This is a genomic window from Streptomyces sp. NPDC037290 (genome assembly GCF_055603245.1).
This window is the reverse complement of record NZ_JBVJVZ010000044.1, coordinates 1-23,601: the sequence shown is the minus strand read 5'-3', so window position 1 is coordinate 23,601 and position 23,601 is coordinate 1. Positions and strand designations below refer to the sequence as shown.

Genomic DNA, 23,601 nt, shown 5'->3' with positions numbered 1-23,601 from the left:
GGACGCCGGCGTTCTGGAGGAAGACGCCGCGGCCGGTGACGTCGACGGCGTAGTTGCGGGCGACGTCGAAGCGGCCGTGGCCGTCGAAGCGGAGGTGGTCCCGGATCGGTGCGAGGAAGGCCGGGGGCTCGTAGTGGTAGCCGGTCGCCAGCAGCAGGCCCTCCGTGCGGATCTCGAAGTTCTTGCCCTGCTCGTCCTGGTGGAAGCCCAGGGTGTAGGTGCCGTCCTCGTAAAACGGCAGCCACTTATCAGCCCCGCCCAGCTCCCCTGGGTGTCCTCACCCGACGAACGGCAGGACCAATCCGTTCAAGAAGGTAAAGCCATTTATCGCCGGCCTGCGGCCGTCGGCGGCACAGCCCCGCGGCATACTCGGGCCCGAACTTGTCACACCACTGCCGGACGGTCTCGTGGGAGACGATGGCTGAGCCGGAACCCTTTGTACGAAACCGGCGCCCCGTTCCCCACAGCCGCCCCTCCCCGGGAAGATCAACAAACCCGGCGATCATCCCAGACCCCAGCCCCCACTCAAGTTGACGACGCCCCTGGCCTGGGCCGACGCCTTCGCCACCATCTGGCGACGGCTCGGCGAACTGCCCGCCGCCCCATGAGCCGGACGCCACCACCCTGACGAAGACCAGAAGGAGCAGATCCCCGGGAACCGTGGAAGCCCGGTGCGGCTGCAGCGACACGCGAAGATCCCACCCGGCACCAGCTGAGACAAACGGGATGAACTGATCACCTCAACCGGCAGTGATCACATCTGATGGATCGAGGCTAGCATGGCATAAACCACCATCAAAGCATCGGATACTCTCTGAAATCGACAGGAGACGTCCGGGGTCGGCGTCGAGCCCGCAGAAGGTCCGTAAGGGCAGCATTGGTGTCCGGAAGGGCAGACGTCGTGTTGACGGTCAACCTGATTGCGCAAGGAGAGCGTCTGCTACGACGGAATTCTGGAAGGGCCAGCCGGTGCGGGGTCGGCGGACCCCACCACGTAACAGGAGAATGCGCCATCAGTCAGTTCACCGCGGCACGTCCGAGAAGTGCAGGACCGCACCGTCGCGCCATCGGGACGAGAGCCTGAACCGAACGCGACCCACTCGATCCGCCGAAACACCGCCCTGATCCGACCGACGCGGCGACCGGACTCCCCTGCGCCGCGCGGGTGAACCGAGGAGTGCCGAACCGGTTGGCCGAGCGGTCAATCCGTTGTCCACTCCGCCGTTCACAGCGTCGTATCGCGAGCGCCTTTGCGGTCCCCGATCCACTCCTTTGAAAGACGTAGTCATGCACGTTTTTGAGCATCCTCCGAGCGGGAAGGCCGAACTCCCGTCCTGCTGTCGCAGCCCGTTGGGACCAGACCGCACGTTATGCACGACGACCGTGCGGGGGCACCGCTGCCCGAACCATCGCTCAAGGCAGGGGTAGCACAGTGTCAAATCCGAGTTCCGGGTCCTTATCGCGTTGCGGGTCCGCTCCAAGTTGTGTGACCGAGTCGAATTCGGCGGTCGCCATCGTCGACCGTGACGACGAGCTCGCCGAACTCTGGCGCTGGTTGCGGGGCCGTCCGACCGACAGCGCCGGGCTGTGCGTGATCGAGGGCCCCGTCCTGTGCGGGAAGACGGCGCTGCTCGAGGCGGGGTGCGCACAGGCACGGCGGATGGGGATCCGCGTACTGACCCTGCGGGGGCGGGGGTCCGGCGCGGCGAGTGGTGAGGACCTGGGCGAGTTCGCCGCCAGGGAGCCCGGCGAGGACCCCGAAGAGCGGGCGCGGCGGCTGGTGGCCGCCTCAGTGACCGACTCGTACCTGCTGGCGGTGGACGAGGCGGATCTCCTGGACCCTGCGTCCCAGGTCTTCGTCCGCGAGGTGGTGCGCCGCGCGCACACCAGCGGGATCAAGGTCCTGCTGACCGGCGTCTGCGCCGGCGCCATGCCCTCCCTCAACGAGGAGTTGCGCGAACTCGCCTCCGGCCGGGTGGAGTGCGTCCGGGTACGACCGCTCGGCAGGGCCGCGGTAGCCGAGCTGGCGCACGCCCGCGTCGCAGGACCCCGCGCCGCCGCGCTGGTGGACGAGGTCCACGCGGTCACCGGCGGCAACACTGCCCTGACCCTCGCGATGCTGGACGCGGCCGCGTCCCAGGGCCGCCGGGACGCGGGCCCGACGGTCGCGCTCCCCTCGGCCGGGCTCGCCGGACGGCTGCGCGAGCACACCTGCCGTCGGGTGCTGAACCTGCTGGAGGCGGTCGCGGTCCTGGACGCGCACTGCACACCGGAGCGGCTGCGTAACGTGCTGGAGAGAGACGCCGACGCTGTCTCCCACATCGTCGGCGTGGTGATCGCGAGCGGCCTGGTACGCCCGGACATGACCTTGCACCCGTATCTACGGGACGCCGTGCTCCGGTCCACCAATCCGGTGGCGCTGCGGTCCTTGCGGCTGCGCGTCGGGCAGATCCTGCACGACCAGGGGGTGCCCGCCGGAGAGGTTGCCACCTACCTGTACGAGGCGGGGATGGCGCCCCAGCCCTGGGCGTCCGGGGTGCTCTACGAGGCCGCCGAGCAGGCCTCGCGCTCCGGTCGGCACCAGCTGGCGGTCCGCATGCTGGAGTCCGCCTCGCTGTGGGGCTCCGGACCCGACCTGCAGGAGGAGGCCGGCGTGCGGATCACCGACATGGTCTGGTGGATGGACCCTGCCCTCACCGGGCCGCGGCTGCGGCGGCTGGCGGCGGATGCCTCCGCGGGCACGTTCCGGCCGGGCTCGCTCGCCCGGCTGTCGCGCCATCTGGGCCGTCACGGCGAGCTGGCGCGGGCCGCCGACATGCTGCGGCTGGCCACGCCCTCGAAGGGACGCGGCACGGACGCCGAAGATGTGTGTGCCGAGGTGCAGAGAGCCCTCGGCGGGCTGTGGCTGAGCCACCTGTTCCCCGGGGCCCGCCTGCACGCGCCCGCGCACGACGGGCAGCCGCGCCCGCAGCTGATAGCCGAGGGGTTCTCCTGGCTGTACAGCGCGCAACGGCTGCCCGCGCTGCTCGCCCCAGGCGCCGACGCCCCGAACTTCGCAGTGGAGTACTCCAGATCAGCGAGTTCCAGACCGGAGAACCCCCGGCCGGAGGACTTAGAGCTGCGAAACAGGAGCGCCGCCGCCGCGGACGCCACGGAAGCCGCCGTGACGTGCGCCGAGGAGGTTCTCCAGGCGGCCAATCACGACTACTCCAGCCTGGAGCCGATGCTCGCGGCGCTGTTCTGCCTGCTGGGCACCGGACGTCTCGACCCGCTCGCCACCTGGTACACCACCCTCGCCGAGAGCGCCGACGACGAGAGCATGCCGCTGCCGCTGGCCTCCATGCTCAGTGTGGCCGCAGGCGTCACCGCGTGGTGGCAGGGCGACCTTGCCGCGGCCCAGACCGCCGTCCGCAAGGGCTTCGACCTCTGGGACGCCGACCGGTGGGGCGTGCTCGCCGGTCTGCCCCGAGGCCTGACCGTGCTAGTCCTCACCGAGCAGGGCCGCTTCGCAGAGGCGGCGGCGCAGCTCGCGCGCCCGATGACTCAGGCTGACCTGGCCAGCCCCTACGGACTGGTCTACCTCCGCGCCCGCGGACGGTTCCGGCTCGCCACAGGCGCCCTGCGTGCCGCCGTCGCGGACTTCCGTAACTGCGGTGCCATCCTTGAGTCCTGGGGCATGGAGCTGCCGGGGCTCGTGCCGTGGCGGCTAGACCTCGCTGAGGTGCTGCTGCGGCTGAAGGAGCAGAACGAGGCCGCCGAGATCATAGACAGACAGCTGGCGCTCTCCTCGAACTCCAACACCCGCGCGCGCGGCATCGCCCTGCGTCTGCGCGCCTTGACGGTCCCGCCGTCGGAACGGGCGCTGGCCTGCCGCAAGTCCATCGCCGTCCTGCAGTCCTGCGGCGACGAACTGGAGTACGCCCGCGCCCTGGGCCAGCTCGCGCAGGTCCACAAGCGCTCAGGGGACCTGGCCGGTGGGCGCAAGACGATGCGGCTGGCAGAGAAGACGGCGCGCGGCTGCGGGGCGCAGTGGGCGCTGACCGAGATGGCCGGCGAATCGCGGACGGCCCGGAAGGCGCCGACGCCCGCGGTACGGCGCGGCGGGTTCAGCCTCACCCCGGCCGAATGGAAGGTCGCCAGAATGGCGGCCCGCGGATACACGAACCGCGAAATTGCGGAGTCGCTGTACGTCACGGCGAGCACCGTGGAACAACACTTAACCCGCATTTATCGAAAACTTGGTATCAGTCGCCGTGCCCAGATCGCCGCGATCGCCGGATTACACGGTGCACCGGAACTGCCGGCCGCTGAAATCGAGACCGTCGGTGCGAGCGGGCTGATGTGACGACCGAGCCGAGGAAAGAAGACAACGCGAACATGTCGATATCGCAGACCGGCGGGACGACGCAGGAGACCCAGCCGGGGCAGGAGACCCAAGGGGGGCCGATGGTGGGGAAGAAGAACATCGTCGTGCTCGGCGCCACGAGCGGGCTCGGGCTGCGGCTCGCCGAGTCGATCCTCGCCCGCGGGATGACCCCGGTCGGGCTGATCCCGGATGCCGGGCGGAGCGAGACGTTGCGCGACGCCGGCGTGGAACCGCTGGTGATCGCCACCGACGAGGACCGGACCAGCCCGGCGACGCTGCGCACCATCAGCGAGTGCGGCGCGATCGTCGTGGCCACCGGCACTGGCTGGAGCGCGGACGCCGCGGACACCTCGTCCTCCGCGCTCGTCGGGGAGTTGATGGCCGTCGCGGAGTTCACCGGCATCCGGCGTCTCGCCGTTGTCAGCGCGTATCTGCCGGACGACGAGCTGCGCGCCCGGCTCGGCGACGAGCTCGACGCCTACCTCGCGGAGAAGCGGGAGGTGGAGCGGCAGTTAGCCGAACGCAACCTGGACTGGTGCGTGTTCCGTCCCGGGAAGCTCGACAACTCTCCGGCCACCGGCCGGATCACGGTGCGCGGCGGTGCCGACCCGCAGCCCGAGGGCAGCGTCTCCCGGGCCGACCTCGCCGAGGCGATCTGCGAGGCGCTGTTCGCGCCGGAGCCGGTGCGCGGCGTGTTGGCTGTGTCGGCGGGTTCGCCGCCGGTCCGGGACGCCCTGAACGGCCAGAAGGATGCCCCGGACACGGCCTCGACCGCGACCTCGCCGACGGCCTCATAGCCGTATGTATGGCCGTCGGGACAGCTCGTGGGTCTCCCTCTCGCCCCGCCGCCCCAGCGGGCGCGATTTTGGGCTCTCCTGCCGTATGTGCTGACGTCGCGCATCAGGTCGTACCGGCACGATCACGCACTGATCGTTTTCATCGATCCGGACGCCCTCGACCACCGTGTGTTCAGCCGTCAGCGTCCGCTTCCATGTCCTGAAGAGACCGCGGCCTTGTCCGCTTTGGGCCGTTGGGCCGGCTGGGCTCGCCGCTGCCGCATCGACAGCTTCGTCGACCTCCCAGCGCCGCATCTGCCGCCACCATCAGGCAGTTCGTGCCGCCTTGACCACCGGCATGAGCAACGGACTGATCGAGAGCAGACCCGCCTGATCATCCGACGCCGTCATCACCCTCATCATGCTCACCCTCGCCATCAGGCGTGATGCGTGCTCGCTGTGTGAGACGGCGGCTGTGGGTTGGTGGTGCCCCTATGGGAAGGTGCCGTCGCGGAGCATCGCGAAGAGCACGTCGGCTCGTCGTCTCGCGAGGCAGAGGAGGGCTTGGGTGTGGTGCTTGCCCTGAGCGATCCTCTTGTCGTAGGAGGCCCTCGATCGTGGGTCGGACAGGGCGGCGAACGCGGACAGGAAGAAGGCCCCTTTGAGCTGCTTGTTTCCGCGGCGGGAGGGGTGTTCGCCGCGGATCGAGGAGCCCGAGCTGTGGGTCGCCGGCGCCAGGCCCGCATAGGCGGCCATGTGGGCTGCCGAGGGGAAGCTGGAACCGTCGCCGACGTCGGTGAGGATCCTGGCTCCGGTCCTGACGCCGATCTCCGGCATGGACGTCAGGACCTGGGGAAGAGGGTGGGCCTCCAGCAGTTCCTCGACCCTCGTGGCGAGGAGTTTGCGCTGGTCGAGGACGGCCTGCAGGGAGCCCGCGAGGCTGGGGGCGATCAGCGCGGCCGCGTCTGTGCCGGGAACGACGACGGTCTGTTCGTCGAGTGCGGTGAAGATGTCATTGACCAGGCTCCCCGCCACGACGTGCACACGCCCAAGAAAACCCAGCCAGCGAAACGACCAAAGAAGAAGACGACCACCCCGAAGCCCCGCCGCACAGGTCAAAGATCAAGATAGTGAAAGTCCTACGGGGTGCTTTAGGGGGTGCTCAAGTAGGGTCCGCAGGCGTTTCCGTGCTTGGATCTCAGAACCCCCTTCGGTGCGGCCGTTGCAGTCCGCGCCGCGTTATGAGTCGCGATCGAGTGCCGGTTTGTCTCCGGCCGGCGGGCTCGTGCAGTTCATTTGATGCCGGGTTCGATGAGTTAGCGAGCCCGCCGAACGCCGATAGGCCGAGGAACATGACTGACGAACAGCAGCTCGTCGAGTACCTGCGGAAGGTGACCGCCGACCTGCAACGCACCCGCACCCGGCTGCGCGACACCGAGGCCGCGGCCCGGGAGCCGATCGCGATCGTCGGCATGAGCTGCCGCTACCCGGGCGGGGTGCGCTCGGCGGCGGACCTGTGGCGCCTGGTGGACGAGGGGCGCGACGCCGTCACCGGCTTTCCCACGGACCGCGGCTGGGACGTAGCGGGCCTCTACGATCCCGACCCGGACGCGACCGGTCACACGTACACGCGCCAGGGCGGCTTCCTCAGCGACATCGACCTATTCGACGCCGAGTTCTTCGGACTCAGTCCCCGCGAGGCGTTCTCGATGGACCCGCAGCAGCGCATGCTGCTGGAGACGACCTGGCAGGCGCTGGAGGACGCGGGCATCCCCCCGGCGACCCTGCGCGGCAGCCGAACCGGCGTGTTCACCGGCGTCATGCACCACGACTACGCCGGCCGGTTCGCCACGGCCGCGCCCGACGGATACGAGGGCTACATCCATTCGGGCAGCGCGGGCAGCATGGCCGTCGGCCGGGTCTCGTACCTGTACGGGTTCGAGGGCCCCGCGGTCACGGTCGACACCGCTTGCTCCTCCTCGCTGGTCTCGCTGCACCTGGCCGCGCAGGCGCTGCGCAGCGGCGAGTGCGATCTCGCGCTGGCCGGCGGCGTCGCGGTGATGTCCAGTCCCCTGTTCTTCATCGAGTACAGCCGCCAGCGCGTGGTCTCCACCGACGGGCGCTGCCGCTCCTTCGCCGACGACGGCGACGGCACCGGATGGTCGGAGGGCGTGGGCGTCCTGGCCCTGGAGCGGCTGTCGGACGCCCGGCGGCGCGGCCACCGTGCGCTGGCCGTGGTACGCGGGTCCGCGGTGAACCAGGACGGCGCGTCCAACGGCCTGACCGCACCGAGCGGCCCGGCCCAGCAGCGCCTCATCGAGACGGCCTTGAGCAGCGCAGGGGTCTCGGCCGACGAGGTCGACCTCGTCGAGGCGCACGGCACCGGCACCCGGCTCGGCGACCCCATCGAGGCGCAGGCGCTGATAGCGACCTACGGGCGCAGCCGCCGGGCGGGCCGCCCGCTCTACCTCGGCTCGCTCAAGTCGAACCTCGGGCACACGCAGGCGGCGGCAGGCGTCGCGGGCATCATCAAGACCGTGCAGGCGATGCGCCACGGCGTCATGCCGCGCAGCCTGTACGCGGAGAACCCCACGACCGAGGTGGACTGGTCGGCGGGAACGGTGCGGCTGCTCGCGCAGGCCCGGGAATGGGACGCCCCGGCGGGCCCGCGCCGGGCGGGCATCTCCTCGTTCGGCATGAGCGGCACCAACGCACACGTGATCCTTGAGGAGTTCGTGCCTGAGGACGCGGGTGCGGCTCCGGACGCGCAGCGGCCCGCGGGCCAGGACTCTGCTGCGGACACCCGGCAGTTTGTGGACCAGGACTGCGCTGCGGACGGCCAGGACTGGGCGCGCGTCGCCGTCCCGGTGGTGGTCTCCGGCAAGACGCCCGAAGCCGCCCGGGCCCAGGCGGCGGCGCTGCGCGACCACCTGGCAGCCCACCCCGAGCTGCCGCTGGTGGACGTCGCCCGCAACCTCGTCGACCACAGGTCGCTGTTCGCCCACCGCGTCGCGGTCGCCGGGAACCGTGCGGGCCTGCTCGCCGGGCTCGCCGACACCGCCCCGGTCAAGGCGGGCGCCGGGCGGGCCGCCGCGCTGTTCACCGGTCAGGGTGCACAGCGGCCCGGCATGGGCCGCGAACTCGCCGCACACTTCCCGGCCTTCGCCGCCGCGCTCGACGAGGCGTGCGCCTGCGTCGACCCGCTGCTCGGGCGCAGCCTGCGCGAGGTGATGTGGGAGTCCGACGCGCAGACCGTCGCCCGCACCGAGTTCGCGCAACCCGCCCTGTTCGCCTTTGAATTCGCTCTGGCACGCCTGTGGCAGTCCTGGGGCGTGACCTTCACCGCCCTCGTCGGCCACTCCGTCGGGGAGATCGCCGCCGCGGTCGTCGCCGACGTGCTCACCCTTCAGGACGCCGCCCAACTCGTCGTCACCCGCGGCCGGTTGATGCAGGCACTGCCCGAGGACGGGGCGATGCTGGCGATCGCGGCGAGCGAGACGGAGGTGTCCGAAACACTGGCCGCGGCCACAGACGGTCTGCACACGGCGGACGGCGCGGTGGACATCGCCGCCGTCAACGGGCCCGACGCCGTCGTCGTCTCGGGCGCGCTCGACGCCGTGGAGCGCGTGGGCGAGATCTGGCGCGGTCGCGGACGCCGTACGACCCGCCTGCGGGTCAGCCACGCGTTCCACTCCGCGCTGATGGAGCCGATGCTCGACGACTTCGCCGAGGTCGTCAGGGGCCTGACCTTCAGCGCTCCGAAGATTCCGATCGCGGCCTCGGCGGCGAGCGACCACCCCTTCCACAGCGCGGACTACTGGATCGACCACGCCCGCAACGCGGTCCGCTTCCACGACGCGGTCCGCGGCCTCGACCACGCCGACGTCCTCGTGGAGATCGGCCCGGACGCCGTCCTCGCACCGATGGTGGGTGCCGCGCAGGTCCAAGGGGACGACGGGCGTACCGTCCTCGCCAGCACCCGGCGCGAGCGGTCCGAGACGCATACCGTCCTCACCGCCCTCGCTCAGGCCTACGCACACGGCGCGCGCGTCGACTGGGCGGCGCTGCTGCCCACCGCGCCCCTCGTCGACTTGCCTGCGTACGCGTTCCAACGCCAGAGCTACTGGCTCGCGCCGCCCCGGGCGACCGCCGGTGCCGGGACCGACGCGCTCACGCACCCGCTGCTGTCCGGCGCGGTGGAACTGCCCGGCCCCGGCGGCCTGGTCCTCAGCGGGCACATCTCGCCGTCCGCCGACCCCTGGCTCGCGGACCACGCGATAGCGGGCAGCGTCCTGTTCCCCGGCGCGGGCTTCGTCGAGCTGGCCGCACAGGCCGCCCGGCAGGCGGGTTGCCGTGAGATCTCCGAACTCGTCATCCAGGCCCCGCTGGTGCCGGGCGACGGCGGCGCGGACGTTCAGGTCTGGGTCGGCCCGGCGGACGGGACGTCCGGTCGTGAGCTGACGATCCGCGCGCGGCAGGCGACAAGCCAGGCGCCGGAGCAGTGGACGGTGCACGTCACCGGGACACTCACAAAGCCCTTGCCGGAACAACATGAACCTCACGAGCCCGAACACGGCGACGTCGGCTGGGCCGTGGGCGCGTGGCCGCCCGCCGGCGCGGAACCGGTACCGGTCGAGGACCTGTACGCGGATCTGACCGACCGCGGCTACGGCTACGGCCCCGCCTTCCGCGGCCTGCGAGCCGTATGGCGGGCGGGCGACGACCTGTTCGCCGAGGTCGCGCTGCCCGACGGCAGGCACGACGCGCGCTTCGGCATCCACCCGGCGCTGCTCGACGCCGCTCTGCACCCGCTCGCCCTGACCGGCGACGAGAACCAGCGGATCCGACTGCCGTTCGCCTTCAACGGTGCCACGGTGTGGCCGCCGCAGGGCTCGGCGACGGCAGACGGCGCCCCGATACGGGTCCGGCTGCGCACCGAAGGGGACAGCGCGCGGCTGGACGCGGTGACGAGCGGCGGAGAGCCGGTCGTTACTGTCCGCGAGCTGGTGCTGCGCGAGGCGGACCCGGCCCGGTTGCCGGCGCAGGCGGACGCCGCCCTCGACCGGCTGCGGTACGAGGTGACATGGCAGCCCGCCGGCCTCGCGCCGCGTACCGCCCCCGTGCCGGGCACCTGGCTCGTCGTACCGCCCGCGGCGGCGGACGGGACGCCGGACAGCCCCGCGTGGGTGCCCGCCTGGGTGGGCGAACTCGTCGAGCACACCGTGACCGTCCCGCCGAACGAGGCCGCGGACCGCGCCACGCTGGCGTCCGCCCTTTCCGCTCAGCCGGCCGACGGCTTCGCGGGCGTGCTGTGCTTCGCGGACCGCCCCCAGACCCTGCTGACCGCGCTCCATGCGCTCACCGACGCCCGCGTCGCCGCCAAGGTGTGGTGCCTGACCCGGGACAGCGGCACCGACCCGGACGCGGCGGCGGTCTGGGGAGCCGGCCGCGCCGCCGCCCTCGAACTGCCCGACACCTGGGGCGGCTTGATCGACCTGCCCGCCGACGGCGCCGAACCGCCCCTCGGACAGCTGGCCGCCCTGCTCGCCGGAGACACCCGGGAGGACCAGGTGCGCGTGGCGGGCGACGGGCTCGAGGTACGACGCGTCGTCAGGCCCGCCCCGGACAACGATCCGGCGCGGACCCAGGAGCTGACGCACTGGCGGCCCTCCGGCACGGTACTGATCACCGGCGGCACGGGCGCGCTCGGCGGGCACGTCGCCCGCTGGGTCGCGGAACTGGGGGCCGGGTCCGGAGCGCAACAGGCCCCGGACGGTTGCTCGTTGCTGCTGGTCTCCCGCCGCGGCCCGCAAGCACCCGGCGCCGCGGAACTGCTGCAGGAGCTGTCCGCCACCGGCGTCCCGGTGCGCATCGTCGCCGCCGACACCGCCGACCGCGCCGCGATGGCCGCCGTCGTCCAAGAGGCCGCGGTGTCGGGCGCGCCGGTCCGCGCCGTCTTCCACGCCGCGGGCATCGCACACGAGGCGCCGCTGCTGCAGACGGACGCGGACGACTTTTGCGCCGTGCTCGACGGGAAGACGCGCGGCGCGCTCGTCCTCGACGACGTGCTCGCCGACGTCGACCTCGACGCCTTCGTCCTCTTCTCCTCCGTGTCCGGGATCTGGGGCGCCGCTGGGCAGGGCGGGTACGGCGCCGGCAACGCCGCCCTGGACGCGCTCGCCGCCCGCCGCCGCGCCCGGGGCCGCACCGCGACGTCGCTCGCCTTCGGACCGTGGGCGGGCGGCGGCATGGTGGACGCGGCCCGGGAAAGGCGGTTCCGCCGCAGTGGCCTGATCCCGCTGCCCGTGGCCGACGCCGTGACCGCGCTGGCCCGCTCGGTCGCGCTCGGCACCGACTGCGTCCTCGCGGACGTCGCCTGGTCGCGGTTCCTGCCGCTGTTCACCGCCGTCCGCCCGGCCCCGCTGTTCACCGAACTGGTACGGGCCCGCGGCGCGGCATCCTCCGGCGCTGCGCCCCGCGCCGCCGCAGGGGCGGCCCCCGCGCGGACCGTCCATCAGGGCACCGATCTCCTCGGCCTCGTGCGCGCCGAGGTCGCCGCGGCGGTCGGCCACGCCGACGCGAGCCAGATCGACGCCGATCGCCCGCTCGGCGAGCTGGGCTTCGACTCGCTCATGTCGGTGCAGCTGCGCAACCGGCTCTCCGCCGAGACCGGCGTGCAGCTGCCCGCCACGCTCGTCTTCGACCACCCGACGTCGGCAGCGCTCGCCCGCCACCTGGAGACACGGCTCGCACCGCCGACGGCGACGGGCGACACCGCAACGCCCAGGAGAAAGACCGGCTCCCCCGTCGGCAGGACGGAGCACGACGGGCCCATCGCGATCGTCGGCATGGCCTGCCGCTACCCCGGCGGCGTCAGCACCCCCGACGACCTGTGGCGGCTGCTGGCCGAGGGCCGCGACGCCATCGCGCCCTTCCCCGCCGACCGCGGCTGGGACCTGACACGCCTCTACAGCCCCGACCCCGCCGCGACCGGCACCACGTACGCGCGCGGCGGCGGATTCCTCGACGACCCCGCCGGGTTCGACGCCGCCTTCTTCGGCATCCCGCCCCGCGAGGCGCTGGCGATGGACCCGCAGCAGCGGCTTCTGCTGGAGGCCGCCTGGGAGAGCGTCGAGCACGCCGGGATCGACCCGAAGACGCTGCGCGGCAGCCGCACCGGCGTGTTCGCGGGCGTCATGTACAACGACTACTTCAGCAGGCTGAACGGCACCCCGGAGAGCCTCGAAGGCATCATCGGGATCGCCAACAGCAACAGCGTGATGTCCGGCCGGGTCTCCTATCTGCTCGGCCTCGAAGGCCCCGCGGTCACCCTGGACACCGCCTGCTCGTCCTCCCTCGTCGCCCTGCACCTGGCCTGCCAGGCACTGCGCGCGGGCGAATGCGATCTCGCCCTCGCGGGCGGGGCGACCGTGATGGCCTCGCCGCACCTCTTCGTCGAGTTCGCCCGTCAGGGCGGCCTGGCCGCGGACGGCCGCTGCAAGTCGTTCTCCGATGACGCGGACGGCACCGGCTGGGCCGAGGGCGTGGGCGTGCTCGCCGTGGAACGGCTCTCCGACGCGCGGCGCCTCGGGCACGAGGTGCTGGCCGTCGTGCGCGGCTCCGCGGTGAACCAGGACGGCGCGTCCAACGGTCTGACCGCGCCGAACGGGCCGGCCCAGCAGCGCGTCATCCAGGCCGCGCTGGAGCAGGCGCGCGTCGCCGCCGCCGACGTCGACGCGGTCGAGGCGCACGGCACCGGTACCCGGCTCGGCGACCCGATCGAGGCACAGGCGGTGCTCGCCGAGTACGGCGCGAGGCGTCCGGCAGGCCGCCCGGTGTACCTCGGCTCGCTCAAGTCGAACATCGGCCACGCCCAGGCGGCGGCGGGTGTCGGCGGCGTGATCAAGATGGTGCAGGCGCTGCGCCACGAGCTGCTGCCCAGGACCCTGCACGCCCGGACACCCTCCAGTGAGGTCGACTGGTCGGCCGGCGGACTGGAGCTGCTGACGGAGGAACGGCCCTGGCCGCGCACGGAGCGTCCCCGTCTGGCCGCGGTGTCGTCGTTCGGCATCAGCGGTACGAACGCGCACGTGGTCCTGGAAGAGGGCGATCCGCGGCACGTTCCGCAGAGTTTTGAGGCAGGTACGGACGACGACGTCCCCGTCGCGTTCCCGGTCAACGCCCGTACGCCGGAGGGTCTGCACGCACAGGCCCGAGCCCTGCACGACCACCTGGTCGCCGACCCCGGACCCGGTCTGCGGGACGTGGCGTATTCACTGGCCGCCACACGCAGCGACTTCGACCACCGCGCGGTGGTCGTCGCGGAGGACCGCGACAGCCTGCTCCGGGCGCTCGCGGCGCTCGGCGACCCGAAGGCGGTGCACCCGGCCGAGGCGGTCACCGGCCCCGAGACCGGTACCACCGGCGGCACACGGGCCGCGGCGCTGTTCTCCGGCCAGGGGGCGCAGCGGCCCGGGATGGGGCGTGAACTCGCCGAGCACTTCCCGGTGTTCGCCGCCGCCCTGAACGAGATCTGCGACGTGATCGACCCGCTGCTCGGACGCCCGCTCCGGGACGTGCTGTGGCAGGAGCCCGCGGAGGTGCTGGAGCGCACCGAGTTCACGCAGCCCGCCCTGTTCGCCTTCGAACTCGCCATGGCGCGGCTCTGGATGTCGTGGGGCGTGGAGTTCTCGGCCCTCGCCGGGCACTCCGTCGGGGAGATCGCGGCGGCCGTGGTCGCCGGGGTGCTGTCCGCCGAGGACGCCGCCCGGCTCGTGGTCGCCCGCGGACGGCTGATGCAGGCGCTGCCCGAGGGCGGCGCCATGGTCGCGATCGAGGCGGCCGAAGACGAGGTCACCGCCAGCCTCACGGACACCTCGGAAGCCGCGATCGCGGCGGTGAACGGGCCTTTTGCGATCGTCGTCTCGGGTACCGAGGACGCGGTCTCGCACATCGTGGAACACTGGCGCGGCGAGGGCCGCAGGACGGCCCGGCTGCGGGTGAGCCACGCGTTCCACTCCCCGCTGATGGAGCCGATGCTCGCGCAGTTCGTCGCCGTGGTCGGCGGCCTCACCTTCCACCCGGCCGAGATCCCGGTCAGCCCGGCCGCGGACACCACCCACGCCTTCGACACCCCCGAGTACTGGATCGAGCACGCGCGGCGCGCGGTGCGCTTCGCCGACGCGGTGCGCGGCCTGCCGGACGCGGACGTGCTGATCGAGATCGGCCCCGACGCCGCCCTGACGCCGCTGTTCGAGGGGGCACGGCCCGTCGCGGCCTCCTCCCGGCGCGGCCGGCCGGAGGCGGCGACCGTCCTGACCGCGCTGAGCCGGGCGTACGTCAACGGCGTGTCGGTCGACTGGACCGCGCTCACGCCCGGCGCCCGGCGCGTTGCGCTGCCGACGTACGCCTTCCGGCACCGGCGCTACTGGCTGGACGCCGCACCGGACACGAAGGACGTCGCGGCCGCGGCGGACGGCACGCCCAGTGCGGGGGACACGGCGTTCTGGCAGGTCGTCGAGGAGCAGAACCTCGACGGTCTGGCCCGCACGCTCGGCCTCGGCGCCGACGCGCCGCTGAGCGCCGTACTGCCCGCGCTCGGCGACTGGCGGCGCGGACAGGACCTGATCGCCCGGACCGACGGGTGGCGCTACCACGTCACCTGGGAACGACTTCAGGACGCCGCGCCCCCGACGGCGTCGGCACTCGACGGCACCTGGCTCATCGTCGCCCCCGAAGCCGAAGCCGAAGCCGAAGCCGAAGCCGAAGCCGACACCGGCGAAGCCGGCGCGTCGGCCGCGCTCGCCGACGCCGTCACGGCCGCACTGGTCGGCGCGGGCGCGACGACCCGCCTCCTGACGGTCGACACGGCGACCACCGATCGCACGACCCTGGCGAAGGAACTCGCCCGGGAGCTGGCCCAGACCTCGGCCCCGGACGAGCGGTTCGCGGGCGTGCTCGCGCTGCCCTGGCCGAGCGGCGAGACCGCGCGCCACGACGGCGTGTCGGCCGCCGCGGACGCGGCCCTGCTGCTCGTACAGGCTCTACTCGACACGGGCCGCACGGACCCGCCGCTGTGGACCCTGACCCGTGGCGCGGTGCGGGTGCTGGAGAGCGACGCGGCGCCGGATCCGTGGCAGGCCCAGGTCTGGGGCCTCGGCCGGGTCGTCGGACTCGAACACCCCGGACTCTGGGGCGGGTCGATCGACCTCGCGGCGAGCACGGACGACGATCCCCTCGGTTCCGGCGGGCTCGCCCGGCTGGCCGCCGTCCTCTCCGGGCGATCCGGCGACGACCAGCTCGCGTTGCGGGCCGACGGCGTCCACGCCCGGCGCCTGACCCGCGCTGCGCCGACCGTAAGCCCCCACGACCGACCTGCCGCGGACACCGAGGACGCGGACCTGTGGTCCTCGGACCCCGTGCTGATCACCGGCACCGGCGCCCTCGCCGTCCACACGGCCCGCCGGCTCGCCGAGTCGGGCACGCCCCGCATCGTGCTCGCGAGCCGCCGCGCCAGTGGCTTCGCCGGTGCGGACCTGCTTCGCGCCGAACTGGCGGAGCACGGCACCGAACTCGTCCTCGCGGACTGCGACGTCTCCCGCCGGGCCGACGTCGAGGAACTGGCCGCCCGGTTCGCCGCCGCCGGCACGCCCATCGGCGCGGTGGTGCACGCCGCCGGCACCGGGAACCAGAACCCCGTCGCCGCGCTCGACGCCGACACCTTCGCGACCGTGATGGCGGCGAAGGTGACCGGCGCGCGCAATCTCGACGAGGTCTTCGGCGACGACCTGTCGGCGTTCGTCGCCTTCACCTCCATCGCAGGCGTCTGGGGCAACGCGTCCGGCGGCGCCTACGCCGCTTCGAACGCGCACGTCGACGCACTGATGGAGCGGCGCCGCGCCCGGGGCGCCGCCGGCACGGCCATCGCCTGGGGCCCCTGGGACGGCGGCGGCATGGCGGCCGGGAGATTCGGCGACGACCTGCGCCGGCTCGGCATCGCACCGATGGCGCCGGAACACGCCGTCATCGCCCTGGACCGGGCGCTGCGGCAGGGCGACACCACGGTCACCGTCGCGGACGTCGACTGGGGGCGCTTCACCGCCGTCTTCGCCGCCGCCCGCCCCAGCCCGCTGCTCGCCGGACTCGCCCCGGCGCCCCGCGCCGCCCTTGGCCTCTCCGACGCCGTCGGCGCGGGTCCGGACACCGACGAGACGGGCGGCACCACGCCGGACTTCGCCGAACGGCTTGCCGGGCACAGTCCCGAGGAACAGCAGCGCATCGCGCTCGACCTCGTGCGCGCCCAGATCGCCGCCGTACTCGGTCACGCCGCGGCCCGGGACGTTTCCCCGCACCACGCTTTCAAGGACCTCGGCTTCGACTCCCTGATGGCCGTCGAACTGCGCACCCGGCTGCGCGGGTCCACCGGTCTCGACCTGCCCGCCACGCTCGTCTACGAGCATCCGACGCCGACCGACGTCGCCGCGTTCCTCTGCCGCCGAGCCGTCCCGGACGGCGGCGAACCGGCCGCACGCGCGCTGGCCGACCTCGCCTCGCTGGAGCAGTCGCTCGCGGACCTCCAAGGCACCGCCGCCGACCGGGACCGGCTCGCCACCCGGCTCGGCGCGCTGGTCGCCCGGCTGCGCGACACACCCCGCGACGCCGAACCGGCGGCACGAGCCGGGGACGACGACACGGACGGCGGCGCGGCCATCGCGACCGCCAGCGCCTCCGACCTGCTGGCGCTGATCGAGAAGGGCTTCGAGTGACAGTGCTTTGCCCGAGAATGGAAAACGGTGGCGTGGATGTCTGACGACGTAAGCCAGGAGCAGCTTCTCCAGGCGCTGCGGAAGGTCACCGGCGACCTCCACGAATCCCGCCGGCGCCTGAAGGAAACTGAGCGCCGCGCCACCGAGCCCATCGCGATCGTGGGCATGGGCTGCCGCTTCCCCGGCGACGCCGACTCCCCGGAGGCGCTGTGGGACCTGGTGCGCACGGGCCGCGACGCGATCGGCCCGTTCCCCAAGGACCGGGACTGGGACCTGGACGCGCTCTTCGCCGGCGACGGCACCGAGGAGGGCACCTCGTACGTCCGCGAGGGCGGGTTCCTGCACGGCGCCGCCTGGTTCGACGCCGGCTTCTTCGGCGTCTCGCCGCGCGAGGCCGTCGCCATGGACCCGCAGCAGCGCCTCATGCTCGAAGTGACCTGGGAGGCCCTGGAGCGCGCCGGTATCGCCCCGGACACGCTGCGCGAGAGTGACACCGGCGTGTTCACCGGCGCCTACTACTCGTTCTACGACGTGCCCCTGCAGGCCTCGTCCGAGGAGTACGAGGGCTACCTCGTGACGGGCAACAACAGCGCCGTCGTCTCGGGTCGCATCTCCTACGTCCTCGGGCTGTCCGGGCCCGCGGTCACGATCGACACCGCCTGCTCGTCGTCGCTGGTGGCGCTGCATCTGGCCGCCCAGTCGCTGCGCCGCGGCGAATGCTCGCTGGCGCTCGCAGGCGGTGTGACGGTCATGCCGACGCCCATCACGTTCACCGAGTTCTCCCGGCAGCGCGGCCTCGCCGCGGACGGCCGCAGCAAGTCCTTCGCGGACGCCGCCGACGGCACCTCCTGGGGAGAGGGCGCCGGCATGCTCGTCCTCGAACGCCTCTCGGACGCGCAGCGCAACGGGCACCGCGTCCTGGCCGTCGTCCGCGGTTCGGCGGTCAACCAGGACGGCGCCTCCAACGGCCTGTCCGCGCCGAGCGGTCCCGCGCAGGAGCGCGTGATCTGGCGCGCTCTGCAGGACGCGCAGGTCCAGGCCACAGACGTCGACGTCGTGGAGGCGCACGGCACCGGCACCACGCTCGGCGACCCGATCGAGGCACGCGCGCTGCTGGCCACCTACGGGCGCGAGCACCCGGCCGAACGCCCCCTCCGGCTGGGCTCGTTGAAGTCGAACCTGGGCCACACGCAGGGCGCGGCCGGGGTCGGCGGCATCATCAAGATGGTGATGGCCATGCGCGACGGCGTGCTGCCGCGCACGCTGCACGTCGACCGGCCGACCACGCACGTCGACTGGTCGGCGGGCGCCGTGTCCCTGCTCACCGAGGACCAGCCGTGGCCGCGGACGGACCGGCCCCGCCGCGCCGGTATCTCGTCCTTCGGCGTCAGTGGCACCAACGCGCACGTGATCCTCGAACAGGCCCCCGACCCGGAACCGGACGCAGCCGCGCCGACGGCCCAGGACGCCGGAACTCCGGCTCAGCGCCCAGAAGTACTGCCCTTCCTGATCTCCGCACGCACCTCTGACGCCCTGTCGGCCCAGGCCCGGCAGATCGGCAAGCGCCTGACCGCCGACGAGTCGCCCCTCGCCGACGTGGCGCTGTCGCTCGCGACGACCAGGACGGCCTTCGAGCACCGGGCCGTCGTGCTCGGTGGCGACCGCGCGAGGGTCGTCGCCGAACTGGAGTCGCTGGCCGCGGGCGTGCCGAGCGCGAACCGGGTGGACGGCCACGGCGCCGCAGCCCCCGGCCGCCGGGTGGTGTTCGTCTTCCCCGGACAGGGCGCCCAGTGGGCCGGCATGGCTCGCGAACTGCTGCACGGCTCCCCGGTGTTCGCCGCACGGGTGCGGGAGTGCGCCGACGCGCTCGCCCCGCACGTCGACTGGTCGCTGCTCGACGTGCTGAACGGCGAGCCCGGCGCACCGTCCCTGGACCGGGTCGACGTCGTCCAGCCCGTGCTGTTCGCGATGATGGTGTCCCTGGCCGAGCTGTGGCGCTCCGCCGGCGTCCGCCCCCACACGGTGGTCGGCCACTCGCAGGGCGAGGTCGCGGCGGCCTGCGTCGCGGGTGCCCTCAGCCTCGAGGACGCCGCGAAGATCGTGGCGTTGCGCAGCCGCACGCTGACCGGGATCGCGGGCGCCGGCGGCATGCTGTCCGTCGCGCTCGGCCGCGCCGGGACCGCCGACCGCCTCGCGCCCTTCGAGGGCCGCGTCTTCCTCGCCGCCGCCAACGGCCCCGAGGCCACCGTGGTCTCCGGCGACGCGGACGCGCTGGACGAGTTCTTCGACGCCTGCGAGGCGGACGGCGTGCGCGTCCGGCGGATCGCGGTCGACTACGCGTCGCACTCGCCGCACGTCGACCGGATCGGCCCGCGGATCCTGGCGGAGCTCGCGGACGTCGCACCGGGGCGCCCCGAGGTCGAGATGCTGTCCACCGTCACCGGTGAGCCGGTCCGTGACGGCGAACTGACCTCGGAGTACTGGGTGCGCAACCTGCGGGCACCGGTGGAGTTCGAGGCCGCGGTCGGCCGCCTCGCCGAGTCCGGGGACGCCGTCTTCATCGAAATCAGCCCGCACCCGCTGCTGACCGGGGCGATGGGCCGCACCGCGGAGGAGGCGGGCGTCGAACCGGCGACCGTGCCGACGCTGCGCCGCGACGCGGGCGGAATCGACCGCTTCCTCACTTCGGTCGCCGAGGGCTGGGTGCGCGGTCTCGACGTGGACTGGGCCGCCCTGCTGCGCGACAGCGACGGCCGGGTGACCGACCTGCCCACCTACCCCTTCCAACGCAGCCGCTTCTGGCCGACGCCGCGCACCACGAACGGCGCCGAATCCGCGGTCGGCTGGGGCGGGCGCCCGCCGGCCCTGGCCGGAGCGTCGGCGCCGCACGCCGCGCAGGCGGCCGACGCGCGTCTGTGGGAGGCGCTGGAGACCCACCCCACCGCGCTCCTGGACGCCCTCGGGCTGAAGGACGGAGAGTCGGCGGAGGCCCTGCTGCCTGCCCTCGCGGCATGGCGGCGCGACCACCTGGAACGGGCGCGGCTGAGCAGCTGGCGCTACGGCGTCCGCTGGGAGCCGGTCCCGCACGCGCCGGGCGCTGTCCCCGCACTCGTCGGCACCTGGCTGCTCGCGATACCCGGCGCCGAACACGGATTCGGCCCCGACCACCGGATCGTCGGATGGGTGCGCGACGCCGTCGAGGCCGCGGGCGGCCGGGCGCTGTTCGTGGAACTCGACCCGCGCGACGACACCGACCCGGCCGCATGGGCCGCGTCGCTGCACGCCGCGGCGGCCGATGCCCGGCCGGCCGGGATCCTCTCCCTGCTCGCGCTCGACGACCGGCCGCTGCCCGGCCGCCCCGCGGTCGGCCGCGGCCTGGCCGGGACGACGCTCCTGGTGCGGGCGCTCGCGCAGACGGACCTGCCGGGCCGGCTGTGGTGCCTCACGCACGGCGCCGTGGGAACCGACCCGACCGACCCTCCGGTGGCACCGCACGCCGCCGCGCTCTGGGGCCTCGGCCGCGTCGCCGCACTCGAACACCCCACTCTGTGGGGCGGCCTGATCGACCTGCCCCGTGCGCCCCGTGAGGCCGACGGGCAGGACGCACAGACCACGCCGGACGCCGCCGCCGCTCAGCTCTGCGCGGTGCTGGCCGCCCCGGGAGACGAGGACCAACTCGCGCTGCGCCCGACGGGCGTGCTCGCCCGCCGCCTCGTCCGCACCCCGTTGCGGCTGCCGGACGCCACGACCGGCGGACGCGAGGGCGGTCGGGTTCTGCCGTCGAACACGGACACGGCCGGGACCGTGGGCGCGGATGCGGTGTGGCCGCGTGAGGGCACAGTCCTGATCACCGGCGGCACCGGCGCGCTCGGCAGCCGCCTGGCCCGCCGGCTGGCCGCGCAGGGCGCGCAACATCTGCTGCTCACCAGCCGCCGCGGACCCAAGGCGCCGGACGCGGACGAACTCCGCGCCGATCTCGAAAGCATGGGCGCGCGCGTGACGATCGCCGCCTGCGATCTCGCCGACCGCGAGGCCGTACACGCCCTGCTGGAGTCGGTACCGGCCGACGCGCCGCTCGTCTCCGTGGTGCACGCCGCCGCGGTCCTCGACGACGCCGCGCTGGAGAACCTGGACGCCGACCGGCTCGACGCGGTCCTCGGCCCCAAGGCGCTCGCCGCCTGGCACCTGCACGAACTGACCGCCGGCCTGAACCTGTCGTCGTTCGTGCTCTACTCCGGCTTCGTCGGTACCGTCGGCGGCATCGGCCAGGGCAACTACGCCGCGGCCAACGCGGTGCTCGACGCCCTCGCCGAGCACCGCCGCGCCGCGGGTCTCCCGGCCCTCTCGATCGCCTGGGGGCCCTGGGGCGGCGGCGGTCTCGTCGACGCGGCCACCGAACAGCGGATGCGGCGCAACGGACTGCCGCCCATCGAGCCCGAACTCGGCGTGCGCGCCCTCGACCTCGCGCTGGCCCAGGACGGCCCCGCGAGCCAGGTGCTGGCCGAGATCGAATGGCCGCTGTTCGCCGACGGCTTCACCGCGGCCCGGCCCAGCCCGCTGCTCGCCGCATTCGCACGGTCCGAGGAGGCCGCGGACGGCGGCCGCGGCGCCGGGCGTTCCGACAGCGCGGGCGGCACGGGCGGCACGGGCGGCACGGGTGGTTCCACGCTCGCCCGGCGACTGCCCGGCATGGCGCGGACCGACGCGGACCGCCTGCTCCTGGACACCGTCCGCGATCACGCGGCGGCGGTGCTCGGATACGCCGACCCCGCCGCCCTCGCCGTCGACCAGCCCTTCAAGGAACTGGGGATCGACTCGATGACCGCGATGGAGCTGCGCAACAGATTGCAGCGGGCCGCGGGCGTGGACCTGCCCGCCACGATGGTCTTCGACCACCCGACGCCCAAGGCGCTCGCCGCGCAACTGCACGGCTTGATCCAGCCGCAGGAGCGGGTCGTCACCGCGGAATCCGCCCTCGCCGAGCTGTACCGAGTGGCGCAGAGCCTCGAGGAACTCCAGCTGGACACGGCCCTGCGGAAGGCCGCGGCGTCCCGGCTCAGGGCGCTCGCGGACGGCTGGGAAGGCAAACGGTCCGCTTCCGAGACGGCCATGTCCTCCTCGTCTTCCGGGTCCTCGTCCGAGGGCGGCGCACCGGACACGGGGGCGCTGCTGGAGTCGGCCACCGAGGACGAGGTCCTCGACTTCGTCACCCGGCAGCTCGGCATCTCCCCGCTGGCGGGCCCGGGATAGACGACTCCTGAGTCGTCGGCGGCAGGCACAGAACCCTCCGGGAATTGGGAAGAGCAGGAAATGGCATCCGAGAACCAGCTGTTGGATTACCTGAAGCGCGTCAGCGCCGAACTGCACGAGACGCGTGGTCGGCTCCAGGACGTCGAGGACGCGGCCCGGGAACCCATCGCCGTCGTCGGCATGGCCTGCAAGTATCCGGGCGGGGTGAGCTCGCCCGAGGACCTGTGGGAGCTGGTGTCCGAGGGCCGGGACGCGACCTCGCCGTTCCCGGCCGACCGCGGCTGGGACCTCGACGGCATCGGCGCCGGCCCGGCCCAGGCCTGGCCGGCCGGTGGCGAGGTGGCCGGTGACGGCTCGACGTCCGCTCCCGACGGGCTGCTCACCATGGGCGGCGGATTCCTGGACGCCGTCGCCGAGTTCGACGCGGGTTTCTTCGGCATCTCGCCGCGCGAGGCGGCCGCCATGGACCCGCAGCAGCGGCTGCTGCTGGAGACCTCGTGGGAGGCGATCGAACGCGTCGGCATCGTCCCCGAGTCGCTGCGCGGCGGCGACACCGGCGTGTTCATCGGCTCCGGCATGCAGGACTACCTCGGACACCTGCGCGAGTCCCGCGCGACCGAGGCCTCCGGATTCCTCATCACCGGCAACGCCAGCTCCGTGCTCTCCGGCCGCCTCTCGTATTCGTTGGGGTTCCAGGGTCCTGCGGTGACGGTGGATACGGCGTGTTCGTCGTCGCTGGTCGCGATGCATCTGGCGGTGCAGTCGTTGCGGTCGGGGGAGTGTTCGTTGGCGCTCGCGGGTGGTGTGACGGTGATGGCGACGCCGTATGCGTTCGTGGAGTTCGGTCGTCAGGGTGGCCTGTCGGCGGACGGCCGGTGCCGTTCGTTTTCCGCGGATGCGGATGGGACGGGTTGGTCCGAGGGCGTGGGTGTGGTGGTGCTGGAGCGTTTGTCGGATGCGCGGCGGCTGGGGCATGAGGTTCTTGCGGTGGTGCGGGGCAGTGCGGTGAATCAGGACGGTGCGTCGAACGGGCTCACGGCACCGAACGGTCCGTCGCAGCAGCGCGTGATTGTGCGGGCGTTGGCGGGTGCGGGGTTGTCGACGTCGGATGTGGACGCGATGGAGGCGCATGGCACGGGGACGAGGCTGGGTGATCCGATCGAGGCGCAGGCGTTGATCGCGACGTATGGGCAGGGCCGGGCGGAGGGTCGTCCGTTGTGGCTCGGGTCGTTGAAGTCGAATATCGGTCATACGCAGGCGGCTGCCGGTGTGGGTGGTGTGATCAAGATGGTGATGGCGTTGCGGCAGGGGGTGTTGCCGCGGACGTTGCATGTGTCGGAGCCGTCGCCGCATGTGGACTGGTCTGCGGGTGGGGTGGAGTTGTTGACGCGGGCTCGGCAGTGGCCCGAGACGGGTCGGGCGCGGCGGGCGGGTGTGTCGTCGT

At 73.1% G+C, this 23,601-nt stretch carries 5 protein-coding genes and 2 pseudogenes; 5 read left to right on the top strand and 2 right to left on the bottom strand.

The genetic code is table 11. The annotated features are described in order from the left end of the window. Positions 1 to 232 (bottom strand): annotated as a pseudogene (locus ACZ7HQ_RS42800) (alcaligin biosynthesis protein); the annotation flags it as partial. A 1,254-nt stretch (positions 233 to 1,486) separates the two neighbouring features. Here ACZ7HQ_RS42800 and ACZ7HQ_RS42795 point away from each other — a divergent pair. Beyond that, positions 1,487 to 4,345, top strand: coding sequence for a helix-turn-helix transcriptional regulator (locus tag ACZ7HQ_RS42795; protein WP_471002362.1), 2,859 nt, complete (start codon positions 1,487 to 1,489; stop codon positions 4,343 to 4,345). Positions 4,346 to 4,377: 32 nt separating this feature from the next. Then, entirely contained in the window at positions 4,378 to 5,163 is a 786-nt protein-coding gene (locus tag ACZ7HQ_RS42790) for an NAD(P)-dependent oxidoreductase (RefSeq protein ID WP_471002359.1), read from the top strand. A 471-nt stretch (positions 5,164 to 5,634) separates the two neighbouring features. Here the strand turns inward: ACZ7HQ_RS42790 and ACZ7HQ_RS42785 are convergent. Continuing rightward, positions 5,635 to 6,165 (bottom strand): annotated as a pseudogene (locus tag ACZ7HQ_RS42785) (transposase); the annotation flags it as partial. A 329-nt stretch (positions 6,166 to 6,494) separates the two neighbouring features. Between ACZ7HQ_RS42785 and ACZ7HQ_RS42780 the strand changes: the two are divergent. The 3 genes from ACZ7HQ_RS42780 to ACZ7HQ_RS42770 all read left to right on the top strand — a co-directional run. Continuing rightward, the gene (locus ACZ7HQ_RS42780; protein WP_471002356.1) at positions 6,495 to 16,907 is read left to right on the top strand and encodes a type I polyketide synthase; all 10,413 of its coding nucleotides are present in this window, start codon (positions 6,495 to 6,497) and stop codon (positions 16,905 to 16,907) included. A gap of 36 nt (positions 16,908 to 16,943) precedes the next feature. After that, the gene (locus ACZ7HQ_RS42775; protein ID WP_471002353.1) at positions 16,944 to 22,157 is read left to right on the top strand and encodes a type I polyketide synthase; all 5,214 of its coding nucleotides are present in this window, start codon (positions 16,944 to 16,946) and stop codon (positions 22,155 to 22,157) included. Positions 22,158 to 22,217: 60 nt separating this feature from the next. Further along, positions 22,218 to 23,601 (top strand): type I polyketide synthase (locus ACZ7HQ_RS42770; RefSeq protein WP_471002350.1); only part of this gene is annotated, 1,384 nt, incomplete at its 3' end.